Genomic DNA, 18,340 nt, shown 5'->3' with positions numbered 1-18,340 from the left:
TACGGTTCAGAAACTGATCAGAATCGAATATTAAAATTCACACCCATGCTTCTCATTGAAGGAGTTTGCAATTCATCCCGTTCTGCATCTGGATCCACATTTGGAATCTTTGCCAGGATGAATAGATTGTTGGCAATAAAAGAAACAGAAGCCCCGGTAAATACGCCTTTCATAATTTTAGCTGGCAATTGATAAGTCAGTACCAGTTCACGCATTTTCAGATAGGTTCCGCTGTAGTAGAAATAATTATTCAGCATGGCTCCACTGGTTGTTTGCATGAAACTGATGTAGTTAACCGGCGTAGTATTGGGAGCAAATTTTCTCGTATCAGAAATGATATTTCCATAACTGTCGTATTCAACATTCCCGGAGGTTACAACTACTCCTGGTCCTACATACGTACTATTCCCGGCATTCGCGTCATCTCTGAAAGGAGTAACAGTCCCTTTGGCTGTTCCACCCCACCACATTTTCTGATTGGTAGTGGAATAAATCAATCCGCCAATTCTTCCATCCACCGAAAAGGAGAGATTCCAATTCTTAAAACTAAAGTTGTTCTGCCAGCCATAAATCCAATCCGGATCACGATCCCCAAAATATTGTCCGAATGGTGTATAGGCCTGCATACCATTAGAATTATAAATTGCCTGGCCATCTGGAGTACGGGCCTCGGTTATATAAATCCTGTCCATCCGTTGTCCTTCTTTGATCTGACCGATATAACCATCCGGATTATCTGTAGCGTCTTTTAACCAGCGATGCACTTTTGAAAAGTTAAAGGTCGTTTCCCATTTGAAATTTTTTCCCCTAACCGGATAACCACTCAATACAAATTCCCAACCCCGGCGTTGAAACACATTGGCATTTTTGAGTACACTGGTATTACCACTTGCCTGTGATTGGGTAACATTGATGAAGTTGTTGTAATCGCGATTCGTGAAATAGGTTACATCCAGGTTGATTCTATTATTCAATAAACCAATTACACCCCCAAATTCAGCCGACTCAACAGTTGCGGGTACTAAATCAGGAGAAATAAATGTGGTTGGCCAAACCAGGGATGGAACATTATTCCATTTAGGACCAATCTGATACGTAGTTAAATGTGCATAAGGATTATTAGCATCAATAAAGCCGGTATTTACCTTAGCCCAGGATGTTCTGAGTTTCAGGAAAGAAATTGCTTCCGGTAAGTTCAGTTTATCAGATAAAACTGCTGATAAGCCTGCTGAGGGATAAAAATAACCATTGTTCCTGATGGGCAGGGTAGATGTTTTATCATAGCGTCCTGTCAGATTGAGATAGAGAAATCCCAACGCTTCCGCATCTATCATACCATATAAACTTCCCGTTCTTCTTTCATTCAGGGTACTGGAACCTTTCAAAGGATTGATGGAATTCGTAAGGGAATAAAACTCTGGTATGGTTAAGCCATCGGTACTGGTATATACCGACTCAAATCGACGATAGGCATTAGCTGCACCTGCTGTTAGATTGATGCCGAAATTATTTCCAAAATCATGCTTGTAATTCAGAATTAAATCTGAATTGATATCAAAATAATTAGATTGCTGGGAAGAAAAATTTCCTCTTGAAATATAGCTATAGGCGATATAACTGTAAGGCTCCCTTGTGTCTGCTACACTTGAGTATTGGTTAAATCCATTTCTGAACTTAAGGGAGAGATCCTTGGTGATTTTGTAATCAAAAGTAGCCTGACCAAAACTGTTGTTTCTTTTATATCCGTTCAATAATTCATTGGCGATAAAATGCGGATTATTGTACCAGGAAAGATTGTAATTACGCTGTTGCAAACCTTCTCTGCCAGGCATCCAGTAATTTTCGAGATCACGGATATCAATATCCGGACCGATCCAAAGAATAAGATTATACAGATAATTGGGCGGACCGTAACCCACAGTTGGATAGTTATCAGAATATTCCCTGTTATAGGTAAGCTTAGCATCCATACTGAGCTTGGGAGCCAGTTGATAGGTACCACCAATAGAAAAGGAACTGTTATTCAATCCCGTGTTCGGAACTACCCCCTGCTGGTACATATGGTTTGCTGCAATTCGGAACGAACCTTTCTCCGTACCTACTGAAGCAGAGATGCTGTTAGTAGAGAGCATACCTGTACGGAAAAAGTTTTTGATATTATTTTTTCCTCTTGATATCCAGGGTGTCGGAATTCGTTGACCAGTTACCGGATCAATCGGACTATCATATTGTGTTGTTTCATAAAAGCCACTTGGTGTAGACGGATCGCGCTGATCCAGTTTGGGGCCCCAAATCCAGCCACCACCTTCGGCTCCACCACCGGAACCATTGGAATAGGCATAACGTCCCTGGTCACCATTTCCATAAACGGTTTGCACTTCCGGCACCACTGTATAACTAGTTTGAAACATGGTAGAAGAATTAAACTCTACGGTTAGTTTTCCTTTCTTACCTTTTTTAGTCGTATACATAATGGCACCATTTACCCCAAGTGCCCCATACAGCGCACCTGCAGCCGGACCTTTTAATACTGATATACTTTCAATATCATCCGCATTTATTTTATAGGGATCTGCATCCGGATCAGGTATGCCATCGATCACAATCAAAGGAGTGCGACCTCTTAAAGAAATTCCCGGATTCCGGAACAGGTCGGTTGTATTGGTAATATTCAACCCGGCCACTTTCCCTGTAAGCGCAGCTAAAGGAGTGGGTGCTTTTGTCTTGGCCATTGTTTCACCACTAACTTCCTGCACCGCATAGCCCAAAGTTTTCTGTTGTTTTTTAATACCCAGCGCGGTAGTAACAACTACTTCACCCAGTTCAGTACCATCGCTCAGGGTTAGTTGAACAGAAAGCTCCCGACGACCATTTAATGGTATTAATTGTTTAGTGTAGCCAATAAATGAAAACTCCAAAATGGCATTGGAACCCACCTGAATGGAAAACTTTCCTTCTGCATTTGTATTCGTTCCCTTGCCGGTAGACTTATCCAGAATAGTAACTCCAGCCAGTGGAGTACCCTCTGCAGACCGGACTGTACCGGTTACCGGGTTATCCTGTGCGAAGCTCCAACAGGCCAGCAGCAGGAATAAACAGTTAAGCGCAATTCTTTTCATAATAAGCTGTATTAGTGGCTAATAAATGATGTTTCAAAGATGATTAGTTTTTCTTTTGAAACAATATAAATTGAACGTTCATTCAATTTATTTAAAATTAAATAATAATAGTTTTACAAAAAGATAATCTGGTTAAATTCAGACAAACGATTGCGTAGGAATGATTCTACAAGAAAAATGAACAGCGTACATTATATTTGTCTGGAACCCTAAGCATACTACATGGGAAGAAAGAGTTTAAAGGAATCCCGGCAGGCGGAGATCGTCAGCGCCTTTTATAAGCTGGCAAAAAAAGAAGGACTGGAAAATGCATCCATTGCAAAAACTGCTGCTTCCATGGATATTAATCCGAGTCTGATTATACATTATTTCCAGACAAGAGAACAATTGGTTACTGCTTTGATAGAGTTTATCCTTGAGCGTTACCTGCAAATATTCAAAACCCCTGCTGCGTTGGAAGAAGATCCGCAGAAAAGATTGTTGACCGTAATAGATCGTTTATTCTCTCAGAAATGGAATATATTATTTGACGACAGCGTAGCGTATAGTTGTTATTCAATGGTATTCCGCGACAAGAAACTCAAAGCTAAGTTTAAAATGGTACTGGATCAGTTGAGGGAGAACCTGGAGAAGATGATACTTGCCTGCAACCAGGCTGGGGAATTAAAAGTGAAAGACCCTGCAAGGGCAGCAGATATGATTTTCGTAATTGTGGATGGGGCTTATTATTATCTGACATTAGTAGTAAAAAAGGAGGAATACCGAAAAAGGCTGGATTATTATAAAAGCCAGGCATTGATTCAACTTAACCTTTCCGCTTCCGCAGCAGCACATAAATAGCCCCGGCTGCAATGATACCCCAAACCACATTCACCACTACATTGGGAAGATCGGTGTAATATACAGCATTGGCAGTAAGCCCGATAGAGCCAATTATATTCAGTACATGGTACCGGATCTGATTGGCTTTCAGTTTATTGGTAGTAAGCAGGAAATACCCTAATAGATAAGCAATGGTGCCGATCCATCCAATGGTTTGGTATACGAGTGGATTGATTGATAATAGATTCAATACTTATTTTTTTTAAAGATAGTACGCAGATAATTCAGGATCGCGCAAAACCAAGTAACGATTCATATGCACCTCTATCAGCCTCTTTAAGAGATTTCAGATATACAGTCCTCGCATCTTTTTTACCAGAGAAATTATTTGATCCCCAGGTAAATACAGGTTGTTTATAGATATTAGCAACAATTATATCAGCCATTAATCGACTATGCCTTCCATTTCCATTCGGGAAACAATGAATACTTACAATCCGATGCTTGAACCGAATTGCAATTTCATCAGGATTATAAATATTATTTTCATGCCAATATAATGCATCGTCCAATAGTGATTTTAACGCAGTAGGAATTTGCCATTTGTCCACACCAATGTTCCGGTTTGATTTTCTAAAATCTCCAGCCCAGGACCATACATCACCAAACATGCGCTCATGGATCATCCTGATAAAATGTTCTGTGAAAACAGTCGCTGGTTTAAAATATCTTCCGAGTGTCCATTGCAATGCCCGTTCAATATTCTGTTGTTCAAACTCATCCAGTTCTCCCCGTGTGCTAATAGTAGGAATTAACAACCCCTCACTTTCCTCTTCATCTAATGGAGTTTGCCCATCCGTACTATCAAAAGCTAATCCCATAAAATTTTAGGTATTTCTTTCTTAATCTCATTGGCACGCTCCTGAATGGCCTTTTCAATTCTTTCCTTTGAATTAGCCTGATCCTCCAACTCCATTGTAGTTGCGGTGCGCATTACAATTTTGGTTGCCAGTTCAATCGCACGTTTCTCAATTAAGGAATCCAATGAACCATCATTTGGGATAAATCCATACACCAATTGCATATCCATTGCTCTTGCCACTTCCTTGAGGGATTTAATTGTTATGGATCCATCTTTTTCCCTCCTTTCAATATCTAATACACCCTGTTTGGAAATGCCCAATTTGTTACCTAATTGCTGCATGGACATGCCCAAAGAAGTTCGAATTGCTTTTACCCAACCATACTGCGGAATAGCAACCTGTTTTAAAAAAGCAAAGGACTGCATTTTGCTATTTAAGTGTTGCAATTGAAGAGATAACTTACTCATATTGTAAAGTAATAACTTGACTAATTTAACCTAAAAGTAAAGCTTTATATTTACTTTTACCAACTTTTTGTCAAGTTTTAACTTTACCAGATTGAAATTACGCTAATTCACCCCCTCACGAATGCCGCACCCCTTCCGTTACCTTAAACACATGCAGAATAGCCGGAAACAAGGCATCTATACTCTCTTCACTACCTCTGGGTGAGCCGGGGAAGGTGAGCACCAGCATATCCCCGATAAAGCCTGCCACTCCCCTGGAAAGCATGGCATAAGGCATGCGCTGCTGCCCATAATTCCGGGCTGCTTCCATAATGCCCGGGATCTCGCGGTCCAGCAGGGGAGCAATGGCATCCGGAGTAACATCGCGGGGGGATAAACCTGTTCCTCCTGTGAAGATGGCCAGGCGTACACCCGCATCCTTCAGTTCTTTCACCTTGGCCTGGATGGAATCCAGATCATCGTATATAGCTGCCCGTAAGACGCCCTGAATATTGTAGTGTGATAACTTAGTTTCAATCAGATCTCCTGTCCTGTCGGGATATGTACCACTTGCCACACCATCGGAACAGGTTACGATGGCAGTCTTCACCGTATCCGGCATCTCATACCGGAAATCTGTCTTGCCGCCTTTTTTCTCTTCCAGTTTGATGGTGCTTATTTCAATGGATTTGTCAATTGGCTTCAGCATATCGTACATAGTCAACGCCACCACCGACGCCCCATGCATGGCTTCCACTTCCACACCGGTTTTGTAAATCGTCCTCGCCTCCACTGAAATTATAATATCCAATCCTTCTATCCGATGTGTGATAGCCGCATATTCAATGGGCAATGGATGACAATCAGGGATCACATCACTGGTTTTTTTGATGGCCAGCAAGCCAGCAGCCCGCGAGAACTCAAATACATCACCCTTGGGCACTTTCTTCTGCAAGATGGCATCAATGGTAGCCTGACCCGATACCCTCAAAATCGCCGTAGCAATTGCCTGGCGCAGTGAACTTGATTTATGCGTTATGTTAACCATGCTTCCACTTTATTTATTTTCCTTCCATTGATAAGATTCATCTTCAAATAGTTCCTTGCCCCATACCGGTAACTCAAACTTGATCTTTTCTACCAATTCCGTACAGGCGTCGATTGCCATTCTGCGATGTTTGGAAGAAGTGAATACAAAGAGACAGATCTCGCCTGCCGCTACCTTACCCAGACTGTGATACACATGCATACAGGTCAGATCGTACTTACTAAAGATTGCTTCCCGGATCTCCAGCATTTTCTCCAGGGCCATCTCCTCATAAGTAGTATACTCAATGGCTGCTACGGGCTTCTCCTCTATGGTATCGGCCCGCACCTGTCCAAGGAATATACTGTGTCCTCCAATATCGTGACGCGTACTATGCTTTTGTATGCTGTCAGCTATAAAGGCCGGCGAAATCGCGCCCTGTACAAAGATCTGTTTGGGTTTACGTTCTTTCATATCTACTGCTTGTAGGTTTTCCAATTAAGGACTCCCCCTTTTAAACTGTATATGTTGATCCGTGTATTGATTTCCGCCAGCCAGTTCGCTGCTTGCAGGCTTCTCTTGCCCGACTGACAAATGAATACCACGGTGTCTGCATCTATTGTATGTAATTGTTCTTTTAATCCGGATAAAGGCATTTTTACATGCTCCACGAAACTAATCTCAGGTAGCTGTCCTTCCTCTCTTACATCAATCACCAGGAGTTTTTCCTGCGCTATGAGCGCTTCCAATTGTTTGCTGTCAATCTCCTTTGCATCCACCCCGATACCACATAACCACTCATAATTCGTACTAAGAAATTCCTGCTCATTCTTCGGCATCCATTTCCTGTTTTCCTCCACCACTGATAACTCCACCGTCATATGTTGGTTATACAAGGCATGGTAGGTATACAACTGATTCTTCAACAACTCTCCCATTCCCGTGATCCACTTGATGACTTCATTCGCCTGCATGCTGCCAATAATGCCAGGCAACACACCCAATACACCCGCTTCCGCACAATTCAACACTTCGCCTTCCACAGGCGGTTGCGGAAAGAGATCCCGATAGTTAACAGCATTTCTATCTGCTGCAAACACGGCTACCTGTCCCTCGAATCGGGATACCGCCCCATAGACCAACGGCTTCTGTAACAATACACAGGCATCGTTCACCATATAGCGCGTCGCGAAGTTATCTGTGCCATCAAGGATGATATCATAGGAATCAAACAATTCGAGACAAAGTGCAGTATCTAATTTAGCCGGATAGGTTAGTATGTTGATATCCGCATTGATGGCTTTCAATTTTTGCTCTGCCACCAGCACTTTTAACTGACCGATATCTTCTGTTCCAAACAATACCTGCCGGTGAAGGTTGCTCATTGATACGGTATCGAAATCTACAATACCAAGGGTGCCAACTCCCGCTGCCGCCAGGTACAACAAAGCCGGACAACCCAGTCCTCCTGCACCCAGCACCAATACCTTTGCTTCGGCCAATCGTTGCTGCCCCTGCTCACCGAACTCTTTCAAGAGTACTTGCCGGTGATAACGTTCCTGTATGGTTCCCCTTTGCTGCATGATTATCCTCCGGAAAAGGGTGGTAATAAAGCAATGCTGCTGTTTGCTGCTAATTCTGTATTCCCCTGGATGATTTTTTTATCCACCGCCACCACAAATTTGGCGGTTCCCAATGCCGGATACTGTTGTTTCAGGGCTGCCAATAATTCATCGGTGGTGCTCACAGCAGGTACCCGAATGAGATTAGTTCCTGTTATATCTGTCAGTTGCCCGAATATCGTGATCTGTAGTTCCATTTTCTTACGCTGAGGTAAACAATAATTTAAAAGCCGCCAGGGTGAGCACAGTTGCCAGTGTAAATTTCAGCACTTCCTGCCTGAATTTCAAGGACCCGAACCAGGCCCCCAACAATCCTCCACCAAAAGCGATTACCACCATCCACAACATGTCTGTACTGAAATGTATGCCCTTGGTCAATTGCCCGAATAAGCCACTTAAGGAATTCACGAATATAAACAAGGCACTGATGGCCGCCGTTTGCTTTTGATTCGTCCAGTTTAATAACAACAAAATCGGCGAAAGGATGATGCCTCCTCCAATTCCTATGAGTCCGGATAAAAATCCTATGCCGGCACCAATGAAAACCGAGACCCAAACCTGCGACTCAACAGTCCCCGCCTGTTTGTTGTCTTTTAATAAAAAGAAGCGCAGGATCGGCAACAATAACAGCGCCCCTAATATCTTCTTGTAAATCGTTGCATCGATAGTTAGCAGTCCGCCTATAAATGCCATGGGTATGGAGACCAGTGCCAATGGTAAAAAGATCTTCCATTTGAAATGTCCGCCGCGATAAAACTGGATATAGGAAGTCAGGGATACAAAGAGGTTTAACAGCAGCGCCGTGGGCTTCATCACTTCGGGTGCAAATCCATACAGAGCCATCAGGGCCAGGTACCCACTGGCACCACCATGCCCTACCGATGCATACAAAAAGGCAACGACAAACAAGATGATATAAAAGATCAGCGTAGCATCCATGCGCGCGATTAAAAGGGTAAGATATGGATTTCTACTTCATCACCCGGACCCGCCTGCGTGCATTCTTCCGGTAACATAATTAGGCAATTGGCCCGCGCAAAGGAATTCAGTTTATAGGATTCCTGTCCTTCCAATGACATTACTTTTTCGCCATCTGCATACCCTTTGAGGTAATGCGTGGGACCGGCAGGCTTTTTCACTGTATTGGCCAGGATGGCATTGCGCTTGCGCAGGGCCAGGTTACGATGTTGCATTTCGCCAATCGCAACCAAGACATATTCATAAAAGCAGGTCATCACCGAAGCCGGATTGCCCGGTAATCCAAAAACAGGTTTTTGTCCCTGCTTGCCAAACAGGATGGGCTTGCCCGGTTTCTGTTTGATCTTATGAAAGATGGTCTCGATGCCACATTCCAGTGTTGCTTTCAGCGTGAAATCATAATCCCCTACACTGATTCCTCCTGTCAGCAATACCAGGTCGGCATTCTCCAGCGCAGTTGCCAGGGTAGCACTTAATGAGTTCAAATTGTCCGCCACCCGATAGAGTTGAATATCCCTGATCAACAGTGCTTCCAGCGCGGCTGTCAGAGAAGCTGAATTCGATTCATACACCTGCCCGTATTCCAAAGGCTTTCCCGGTTCCTGCAATTCGTTGCCGGTAACGATGATGGCTACCCGAGGTTTCGGATATACTTTCACTTCCGCCAGGCCAATCCCTGCCAGGAATCCAATGCCCGGTGCTGTTAGCAGGGTGCCTTTTTCCAATGCCAACGCATTCTTGCTGATCTCAGATCCTATAGGACGTACATTATCGCCTGCTTTCAGTTCAGGATCTTCAATATGCAATTCATCTCCTTCGAGGCGGATCTTCTCCTGTATCACCACCGTATCTGCTCCCGGTGGTACGGCTGCTCCTGTAAAAATGCGGACAGCCTTGCCGGGGATTAGTTCAATCGTTTGATTACTACCCGCAGCCATCTCGCCATACAAATCCAGGGGTTCTCCGGGCTTCCATCCTGCATAGGAAAATGCATAACCATCCATGCTCGATTGGGGATAACAGGGAATATCCACAGGAGCATAGATATCTTCCGCCAGCACAGTGCCCATTGCCTGCTTGATGGGAACCACCACCGGTGGCAATGTTTCACATTGTTCTTTTATTATTGCTTTTGCTGCTGAAGCGCTGATCATAGTCTTTATTTTTTGGGTAGCCCCCAGGTCACTGTCAGGTAATAATAACCTCCAATAGAGGGACCGCCAAGAATAGAATAATAATATCGATTGAACAGGTTATTACCTCCTAATTTAAGCTGAAGTGGCATTTTTGTAAACTGATAACTAATATTTGCGTCCAAAGTAGTTATGGATGGAACATCGCCATTCACCAGGAAGGATTCCCAATAGTACCGGCTCTGCCAGCGCAGGTTAATACCCGCCCCTATTCCCTGATGAATATCCTTATTGGCGATTCCCGCATTCACCATCCACTCCGGTGTATTAAATCCATCTTCCAGTCCATCCTCGTTACTGGTTTTCAACAACTGCTGGAAGCTCGTATTTGCATTAATCACATAATCCTTTACTAGTCGAAAACTGCCTCCTGCATGAAAGCCAATATTGTCAATCGTAGTGGAGGAATTGGTCCACATCCGGTACTGCTCCTGCAACCGGTTATCGGCCAGGTAAAAGGCCAAGGAATCCGGATTCTTGGTTCTTGGAATATTCATATTCGCCTGTGCGATGAAAGAATTGTAGCGATTGAAATAGGCACCACCATCCACGTACAACCTGCCACTTAAAAACACGCCCCGGTAACCAATTTCTACTGATCTTACCTGCTCCGGCTCGAGATAGGTATAGGGATTTTTCTGCAGCAACCCTTTATTCTTTTCGATGGCATCCTGCCTGCTGAGTCCGCCCTGGTTTACATCTCTCAGTATAGCTGCCTGGTAACTGGCGATGGAGGTCTGTAACCAGGCATTCTCAAAGATCCCATTCGACATCACAGGTAACCCTCCCACTCTTTTCACGCCTCCACTGTTCACATTGGAATAGGCTTCAAATACAATGGGGAAGCGATAACTGCTGGTGAAAGAAAGTCGCAGGCTCTGGTTGCTGTTGATACTATATACAGCCGTTACGCGGGGATTCCATTTCACGTTGAAATAATCATTCTTGTCGGCTCTCACAGCTACCCCTAACCGTAGTTTATCCTGCAACAATTGTTTGTACACAGATACAAAGGCACCGGTTCTGCCATAGCGGATAGTGCGACCTGCTTTGCCTGCTTCCGGATTGATAAAATAATTGCCATCCGGCTGTACCAGGTAGGTACGATGATCCAACCCAGCAAGCAACTCCAGTCCCGCTTTTTCTTTCCATTTTTTCAACCATTGCTCAGTCAGGTTGAACTGCACTTCTCCATGTATGAATCCTGCCCGCACCTTTAATGCAGCACCGCTATCCCAGTTGTTGATTTGTTGCAGGCGTGAAATTGTTTCATTAAACCCTGCTGTTCCTGGTTGCAACCGATCCCGGTCTGCCAACTGCCGTGCTTGTTGATGCGCCGCTTCAACCGACTGCCCACTCTGCAAGGCAGTTGTATAACCCTGGTTATAGAGTGCAAACCATTCATTATCGCTTAGTCCCGCCCGATCCATATTTTCTGCCATCGAGCGAAGGTTATACGAATCACCGGTATTTTCTCCATTGTAATACAGCTTTGCCTGTATGGAGGGCGATTGATAATTGATCCCATGCTGGTATAAGGCATAATCCTCCAAGCGGAAGCGATTCGCACGCTGGTAAATATTGTTCAGGAAGGCATATCGGAAATTATAAGAAAACCGATGCCCTTTTTTGGTTTTATAAAATATTCCCGCATCTCCTTTGATATTCTGCAGGGTATAATCCGTTACATCAATTTCCCGATAACCGGTTCTCGCCACCTGGTAAGCTCTTCCGCCCAGGTTAAGTGTACGTCGGTTCGTTGCTTCATTGCCATAACTGTTCACGGGGTTGAGTGCAGGGTTGTTGTCACCTGTCAATCCGGTACTGGCATTGGCTTGCGGACTTAAATCATTATAGTTATCAGCCACCCAATCATAGCCATGCATATACCCCAGGTTGAATTTCACCGCCCATTGTTCATTCAGTTTTTTCACCCAACGAAGCTGGGTTTCAGAAAAGATTCGTGGCGCACTGGATGTATTGTTCAAATGCGTGAGGGCAGTATGCTGGCGAATACTGAGTCCTTCTGAGAGAAAAGGATCTCTACTGTAAAAATTAGCCAGACCGTTAATGCTGTTCATGCCATACATCGCGGAGGCAACGCCGGGTATGATTTCTACACGTTCTATATCCAGGTCACCCGGACCTAATACATTTCCAATCGGACTTCCAATATGCGGTGATTGAATATCCATTCCATCTACCAGTTGAGCAAATCGCACATTGGTGGTATTGGCAAATCCACGTGTGTTGATGATTTTGAATCCCATGCTAGGCGTAATGGTCTGAACGCCTTTCACCTGGTCCAGCGCATCAAAAAAAGAGGGGGATGAATTGGTCAAGAAAAAAGAGCGGCTTACTTTCTCCACCGTCACCGGCGATAGCAACAATTTTTCGGGAATGCGCGAAGCCGTAACAATCACTTCACCCAATACCGATTCCCGAATGCTATCCTTACCGGAAAGAACTGTAGTATCCCTTTCTTGCGCAATGGAAAGAAAAGAATATGCAAGAAGCAGAATGGTTAGATACAACTTCATCCTCCAATGGTGATCATACTTCGGTTATGGATGCTCGTTGCTTCAATGTTTTCAAAATCGGTAGTGAATTGTCCGCCTAACTCTTTGTGTTTAGCCCTAATGGTTTGCTGAATCAGCGGCAGGATATCTTCTCCCATCCGCAATGGTTGCAACAGGTCAGTTTCTGACGCAGAAAACAAACAGTTCTTCATCTTGCCATCAGCCGTCAGCCGGATGCGATTGCAGGTGCCACAGAAATTATTACTCATGGTGCTGATCACCGCAAAAGTGCCTTTATGCCCCGGCACCTGGTATTTTTTAGCTGTATCATTAGGTTCCGCTGCCAGGGGCAGGATATCATATTTAGCGCCCGCGAGTTCCAGCATTTCCTGCCAGGTAACTACTTTGTTGCTGGTCCACCTGTTGCCACTGAATGGCATGAATTCTATAAAACGTACATGCACCGGATCCAATTTCGTCCACTCAATAAAATCAAGAATCTCTGCTTCATTCATTCCCTTCATCACCACCATGTTTACTTTCACATGAAAGCCTTCCCGCAGCAATAAGTGAATATTATCATAGACCCGCTGAAACTGATCCCTTCGGGTCATCAGGAGGAATTTATCCCGGTCCAGGGTATCCAGGCTGATATTAAGTGAACGAATCCTGTTCTCTTTCAGCAGATCCATGAATTCATGAATCCTGCTACCATTGGTAGTGATGGTAAGGTTCACCGGTAATTGCGCCAGCAGTTGAATAATCTTTGCCGCATCTTTTCTTACCAGGGGCTCACCACCAGTCAGCCTGATTTTATTCACGCCCTGCTCAACAAAGAGTTTCGCGATCTTATAAATCTCATCCGCCTGCATCAGTTTACTGGCCGGCGCAAAATCATAGTCTTCTTCCGGCATGCAGTAGAAGCACCTGAAATTGCAGTTGTCCGTCAACGATATCCTCAGGTAGTTGTGAACGCGGTTATAAGTATCTATCAGTTGGCCTTCCATTTAAGCTTGTTTCAGTAAGGTTTGGTAATCGGATGGGGTATCGATATCAATGCTCCCTTCGGGGAAGGGTATCGTAGCTACTTCCTCCGCATATTGTTTGATCAGTTTCCTGGCACCGGTATCGCCTTTTATTTCCAGCAATGCCGGGAATATCCTGCTGCTGAAAAAAGCAGGCGTACCAGACTGTTCTCCATAAGTACTTGCCACAATAGGTTTCAAAGTTGCTTCGCTTGTTTTGAACAACTGCAACAACAAATCAGGAGACACATGGGGTTGATCACATACCATGAAGATCACACCCTCCGTTTCAGGAGCCACCTGCTGTGCTTTTTGTAAGCCGCAACGCAGAGAAGAGCCCATGCCTTCTTCCCATTGCTCATTCAGCACGATCACCACTTCTTTATCTGTTAACTCCTGCTTCATCATTTCATTCCTGGCGCCCAGCACCACCACAACCGGCCGAAGTCCAGTGGCTACTGCAGTATCCACTGCCTGCACCAATAGGGATTTCCCTTTGTAAGGTAACAATTGCTTGGCTTCCCCGAGTCTGCTAGATTGACCAGCGGCAAGGATAACAATCGCGCAGTGAAGGATATGGTGGTTGTGCGGCTTCACTGGATATGTTTTTCACTGATCCGGGTAGCTTCCCTGGAATGGATGGTATCTTCCTTGGTACGAAGGGATTTGCCTCCGGTGCCTGTTTTAACTGCCCGGATCTCCGCCAAAATGGAAAGAGCAATTTCTTCTGCAGTTTCAGCACCAATTTCCAATCCAACCGGTCCATAGATTCTTGATAGTTGTTCCTCAGTCAGCGTGATGCATTCTGCCTTCAACTCACCCAACATGCGGTCGAGTTTTTTCTTTGGTCCCAATAGCCCGATATACGGCACCGACGTATGCACCAATGCCTTCAGCATTGCCAGGTCGTAATTGTAATTATGGGTCATCAGCACAAACACGGTCTGCTCATCAATCACCAATTGCTCCAATACTTTTTCCGGTTTGCTGACCAGGATCTGGCAGGCACTTGCAAATCGTTCCCGCTTTGCGTGTGTAGGCCTTCCATCTATGACAGAAGGTTCCCAGCCTAGTGTATTGGCCATTTCTACCAGGGGAATCACATCATTGCCGGCACCAATGATCATGAGTGCCAGGGCAGGTTCGATGTATTCAATGAAAGCTGTTATCGCAAAATCTGCCGACCGGTAATTTCGAAAAGCGGATTGCTTTTGATCGAAACAGGTAGTAACATCTTCCAACACTACCTGCTTCAATGCCGCGACTGTCATATCACCACTGACCGTGCCATCCGCTTCTACCAATAAACAGGTACCTGGCTGTGCGCCTTTTTTATCTTCCAGGGAGAACAAGGTCACCAGTACATAGGGCTGGCGTTTACCAACTAGTTTTTTCAACAATTCAACCGGATGATTGGCCCTTGCATGATCAATTGGTTCCATCAGTACCTGGATCACCCCCGCGCATCCCAACTGCACACCAATGGAAGCATCTTCTTCATCACTGGTATCATAGGTGACCAATCTGGATTGCTGTTGATTCAATACCGACAAGGCTTTCCGTAATGCATCACCTTCCAGGCAACCACCACTGATTGCGCCCGTCATCTCTCCTTCATCCGTCACCAACATTCTTGCGCCTGGTCTTCTGTAAGAGGATCCCTCCAGGTGTACCACGGTCACCAGGGCAGATTTCTTGCCTTCCTGTTCAGCCTGCTCGTATGCCTGTATGATCGCTTTTATTTCCTTCATGCCTTCTCCATATATTTTTCAGGGTTCTGCTCAAACTTCACTTTGCATCCATCACAGCAGAAATACACTTTTTCTCCTTTGTAGTCAACCACGTGTTTGGGACTATTCACATCCACCGGAACGCCGCAAACAGGATTGATATAAAACTTGGGTTTGCCTGCTTCTTCTCTTGTGGCATCAAACATCGTGAAGGCAGCCCCGGCCCCTACCTGGCTCTTCACCTGGATGATCTCTGCCAGAATACTGATGGCCACTTCTTCCGGGCTCTTGGCATTGATATCAATTCCTGCTGGCGATTTGATAGTCGCAACACGGGAAGGATCCACACCGGCATCTTTTAGGTAGTCCATCAGCTTATCACCTTTTTTCCTGCTCGACACAAAGCCAAGATAACAGGATGCTTTTGCAGCTGCTTCCTGCAAAGCGATCTCATCATTATCTCCCTGGGTGGCTACCACAATACTTGTTGCAGGCGTGGTATTCACCTGCTTCAGGCTGTATTGCGTGATCAGCTCATCCACTTTGTCAAAGGTATCCGGCTTGACATCAGGCGCTACTGCCGTAACCCGGAATCCGCTTGCCTTGGCCAGCTTTACCAATGCCTTGGCGATGGCTGTTTTTCCCATCACGACCAGGTGGGGTGGCGGCAGTACGGGTTCGATGAAAACTTCCACCAGTCCTTCACTCTGACAAGTCATTTTATATTCCATAACGCCTTCCTGTTGAGATTGGTTGAGAGCTTTTCCAATTCGCACGAGCCGGGCCCTGCCTGTTTTCATCGCATCTTCTGCTTCCTTGATGATGATGGCGCGCACACAACCTCCTCCTACCCAACCTATGATCTCACCAAATTTATTGATTATGGCCTTATCACCTGCTTTGCCACTGCTGGGTGCTTCCCTCCTCACCACCATTGCGATGGCGAAGGGCTCATTCTTTTTCCTCAGTTCCTGTCCTTTTTCTAAAAAAACCTCAAGCATCTTGTAAAATAGTTTCGAGTTCCAGCAAACTTTCCAGGTTATGCGCCGATCTGAATGCATCAATAGCAGGCAGCGCGGCGCTCATGCCTTTTGCGATCGGTGCATATCCTTTCATTCCTTTCAATGGATTCAGCCAGATCAGTTTTCTGGCCTTCCCCTTAATGTATTTCAATTCCTTTTGCAGTTCTTCTGGAGTGCCAGTATCCAGTCCATCACTTAGGATCAGCACGATGGGTGAACCATTCAGCAGCAACTTGCCATAACGTTCATTGAACTTGCCCAGGCAAGTCCCGATTCTTGTACCACCCGACCAATGTTCGGCCTGGTCGGATACGGTTTGCAGGATCTGGTCAATCCGGTTCAATTGCAATGCCTTTGTCACCCGTAGCAATTGAGTACTGAACAGGAAGGCTTCCAGTTGCCTGAACTGTTCTTTCAGTGCGCAAATGAAACGCAGCAGGTAGAAACTGTATTTATCCATCGAGCCGCTTACATCCAGCAGCACAATCAATCGCTGTTTTTTTGGCTTTTGCGATTTCCTGTACAGTTCTATCGGCTCTCCTCCATAGCTGATGCTGTGCCGGATGGTTCTCCGCAGGTTGATCCTCCCTTTTTTCGTGGAGCTTTTCATGCGTCTTCTCATTCGCACCGCCATTTCCCGAAATAATTTTCTGGCTATTGCTTCCAGTTGCGCTGCATCTGTTTCTTTCACCTGCGCCAGGTCTGTTTTCTTCAGGCGTTCTTTTTCATTGGCCCCACTCACATTTTTCGCATCGGTTTCCTGTTCCTGCTTATCTCCTCTCCCCAACATCACGAGGGTGGCATTGGCCTTTTTTTCTACGAGTCCCTGTACGGTAGCCTTGCCCTTTCTTTCCTGCAGATCAATGGGATTGGTATCCCAATACAACAGGAAGATTTTTTCAAAGACCTTCTCTTCTTCAGGCGATTTACAAAAGATCGTTTTCAGTGCATCCTTGAATAGCTCCCGATTGATTAATAATCCGAGGTCCGCAGCCAGCAAGGCATCCTTTGTTTCCGGCAGGCCTATATTCAATCCATGGCTTCGGGCAAAATGCACAAATGCCACAATGCCTTCAGTTAGGCTGGTTGTTTGATAGGCCTGTTGTTTCATACCAATCCTTCCGCTTTTACCTGGTTGATATCATCGGTCGATTTCAGGATGGCACCCAGGGTTTGATCAAAAGACTGTTGATTCAATTCCCGGTAACCCAGTGTCATCAGGGATTGCGCCCAGTCGATGGTTTCTGATACCCCCGGTATTTTCGCCAGTTTTTGCTGACGGAAGGCCTGCACTGTTTTCACCACCTGCTCCAGCAGGCTGGCCTCAATACCCGGCAGGTGCTTTTGTACGATCTGCATTTCCAATGCCAGATCGGGGTAATCAATCCAGTGATAGAGGCATCTTCTTTTCAGCGCATCACTTAACTCACGGGTACGGTTAGACGTTAATATCACATAGGGTTTATGTTTTGCCTTAATCGTTCCCATTTCCGGAATACTGATCTGAAAAGCGGATAACAATTCCAGCAGAAAGGCTTCAAACTCTTCATCCGATCTGTCCAGTTCATCAATCAGCAATACCGGCGATTGATACAATTCGGTTATGGATTCCAGTAAGGGTCTTTTTAACAGGTATTCATGACTGAAGATATGTTTCTCTTTTTCCTCGATGGAAAGCGCAGTGCCTTCCTGGAGTTTGATTCCGAGTAACTGTTTCTGGTAGTTCCATTCATATACCGCCGCATTGATATCAAGCCCTTCATAACATTGCAACCGGATGAGTTTGGTGTCAAGGATCTTAGCCAGGGCATGGGCTACTTCTGTTTTGCCCACACCAGGCGGACCTTCCAGCAGCAATGGCTTCTGCAGTTTCAGCATCAGGAAAAGCGAAGTGGCAAATGCATCAGCTGCCACATAGTTCATCCTGTCGAGCGCGTTTATGATTTCCTGTTGGGATTGGATCGTATGCACATT

Annotated in this window: 18 protein-coding genes; 1 reads left to right on the top strand and 17 read right to left on the bottom strand. The window is 45.1% G+C overall.

What is annotated here, in order from left to right:
* Positions 1-17 precede the first annotated feature (17 nt).
* A complete protein-coding gene (locus MD536_RS16560; RefSeq protein WP_239602177.1) occupies positions 18-3,119 on the bottom strand; it encodes a SusC/RagA family TonB-linked outer membrane protein in 3,102 nt (1,033 codons plus the stop codon).
* A 222-nt stretch (positions 3,120-3,341) separates the two neighbouring features.
* On the opposite strand from MD536_RS16560, the gene MD536_RS16555 reads away from it, so the two are divergent.
* Entirely contained in the window at positions 3,342-3,959 is a 618-nt protein-coding gene (locus tag MD536_RS16555; protein WP_239602176.1) for a TetR/AcrR family transcriptional regulator C-terminal domain-containing protein, read from the top strand.
* On the opposite strand, the gene MD536_RS16550 is transcribed toward MD536_RS16555, so the two are convergent.
* The 16 genes from MD536_RS16550 to MD536_RS16475 form a co-directional block, all read right to left on the bottom strand.
* Positions 3,925-4,191 carry a CBU_0592 family membrane protein gene (locus tag MD536_RS16550; RefSeq protein WP_239602175.1) on the bottom strand — a complete coding sequence of 89 codons (267 nt, stop codon included), beginning with the start codon at positions 4,189-4,191 and terminating at the stop codon, positions 3,925-3,927. The genes MD536_RS16555 and MD536_RS16550 overlap by 35 nt on opposite strands.
* Before the next feature lie 34 nt (positions 4,192-4,225).
* Complete coding sequence (locus MD536_RS16545) at positions 4,226-4,822, bottom strand: mobile mystery protein B (RefSeq protein ID WP_239602173.1); 597 nt, start codon at positions 4,820-4,822, stop codon at positions 4,226-4,228.
* A complete protein-coding gene (locus MD536_RS16540) occupies positions 4,813-5,271 on the bottom strand; it encodes a mobile mystery protein A (RefSeq protein WP_239602171.1) in 459 nt (152 codons plus the stop codon). Before MD536_RS16540 ends, MD536_RS16545 begins: the two co-directional genes overlap by 10 nt.
* A gap of 115 nt (positions 5,272-5,386) precedes the next feature.
* Positions 5,387-6,298, bottom strand: coding sequence for a bifunctional molybdenum cofactor biosynthesis protein MoaC/MoaB (gene moaCB, locus MD536_RS16535; RefSeq protein WP_239602169.1), 912 nt, complete (start codon positions 6,296-6,298; stop codon positions 5,387-5,389).
* A 9-nt stretch (positions 6,299-6,307) separates the two neighbouring features.
* A complete protein-coding gene (locus tag MD536_RS16530; RefSeq protein WP_234867724.1) occupies positions 6,308-6,751 on the bottom strand; it encodes a molybdenum cofactor biosynthesis protein MoaE in 444 nt (147 codons plus the stop codon).
* A 2-nt stretch (positions 6,752-6,753) separates the two neighbouring features.
* Positions 6,754-7,860, bottom strand: coding sequence for a HesA/MoeB/ThiF family protein (gene moeB / locus MD536_RS16525; protein WP_239602167.1), 1,107 nt, complete (start codon positions 7,858-7,860; stop codon positions 6,754-6,756).
* 2 nt (positions 7,861-7,862) lie between these two features.
* Positions 7,863-8,096 (bottom strand): MoaD/ThiS family protein, encoded by a 234-nt coding sequence (locus MD536_RS16520; protein ID WP_239602166.1) that lies wholly within the window; start codon positions 8,094-8,096, stop codon positions 7,863-7,865.
* Between the two features lie 4 nt (positions 8,097-8,100).
* Positions 8,101-8,838: a sulfite exporter TauE/SafE family protein gene (locus MD536_RS16515; RefSeq protein ID WP_239602164.1), complete on the bottom strand. Its 738-nt coding sequence runs from the start codon at positions 8,836-8,838 to the stop codon at positions 8,101-8,103.
* An 8-nt stretch (positions 8,839-8,846) separates the two neighbouring features.
* Positions 8,847-10,031: a molybdopterin molybdotransferase MoeA gene (locus MD536_RS16510; RefSeq protein WP_239602161.1), complete on the bottom strand. Its 1,185-nt coding sequence runs from the start codon at positions 10,029-10,031 to the stop codon at positions 8,847-8,849.
* Positions 10,032-10,036: 5 nt separating this feature from the next.
* Positions 10,037-12,610, bottom strand: a complete 2,574-nt coding sequence (locus MD536_RS16505; RefSeq protein WP_239602159.1) for a TonB-dependent receptor — start codon at positions 12,608-12,610, stop codon at positions 10,037-10,039.
* Positions 12,607-13,596, bottom strand: a complete 990-nt coding sequence (moaA, locus tag MD536_RS16500; RefSeq protein WP_239602157.1) for a GTP 3',8-cyclase MoaA — start codon at positions 13,594-13,596, stop codon at positions 12,607-12,609. The genes MD536_RS16505 and moaA overlap by 4 nt, the downstream gene beginning before the upstream one ends.
* On the bottom strand, positions 13,597-14,211 hold the full coding sequence (locus MD536_RS16495) for a nucleotidyltransferase family protein (RefSeq protein WP_239602156.1): 615 nt from the start codon (positions 14,209-14,211) through the stop codon (positions 13,597-13,599).
* Complete coding sequence (locus MD536_RS16490; RefSeq protein WP_239602154.1) at positions 14,208-15,365, bottom strand: XdhC family protein; 1,158 nt, start codon at positions 15,363-15,365, stop codon at positions 14,208-14,210. The genes MD536_RS16495 and MD536_RS16490 overlap by 4 nt, the downstream gene beginning before the upstream one ends.
* Positions 15,362-16,345: an XdhC family protein gene (locus MD536_RS16485; RefSeq protein ID WP_239602152.1), complete on the bottom strand. Its 984-nt coding sequence runs from the start codon at positions 16,343-16,345 to the stop codon at positions 15,362-15,364. Before MD536_RS16485 ends, MD536_RS16490 begins: the two co-directional genes overlap by 4 nt.
* Positions 16,338-17,477: a vWA domain-containing protein gene (locus MD536_RS16480; protein ID WP_239602150.1), complete on the bottom strand. Its 1,140-nt coding sequence runs from the start codon at positions 17,475-17,477 to the stop codon at positions 16,338-16,340. Before MD536_RS16480 ends, MD536_RS16485 begins: the two co-directional genes overlap by 8 nt.
* A complete protein-coding gene (locus MD536_RS16475) occupies positions 17,474-18,337 on the bottom strand; it encodes an AAA family ATPase (RefSeq protein WP_239602148.1) in 864 nt (287 codons plus the stop codon). The genes MD536_RS16480 and MD536_RS16475 overlap by 4 nt, the downstream gene beginning before the upstream one ends.
* Between the last annotated feature and the right edge of the window lie 3 nt (positions 18,338-18,340).

This window comes from Flavihumibacter cheonanensis, from assembly GCF_022352215.1.
In the GTDB taxonomy this organism is placed as follows: Bacteria; Bacteroidota; Bacteroidia; order Chitinophagales; family Chitinophagaceae; genus Flavihumibacter; species Flavihumibacter cheonanensis.
The sequence above is the reverse complement of the archived record's forward strand: the minus strand, read 5'-3'. Positions and strand labels throughout refer to the sequence as shown.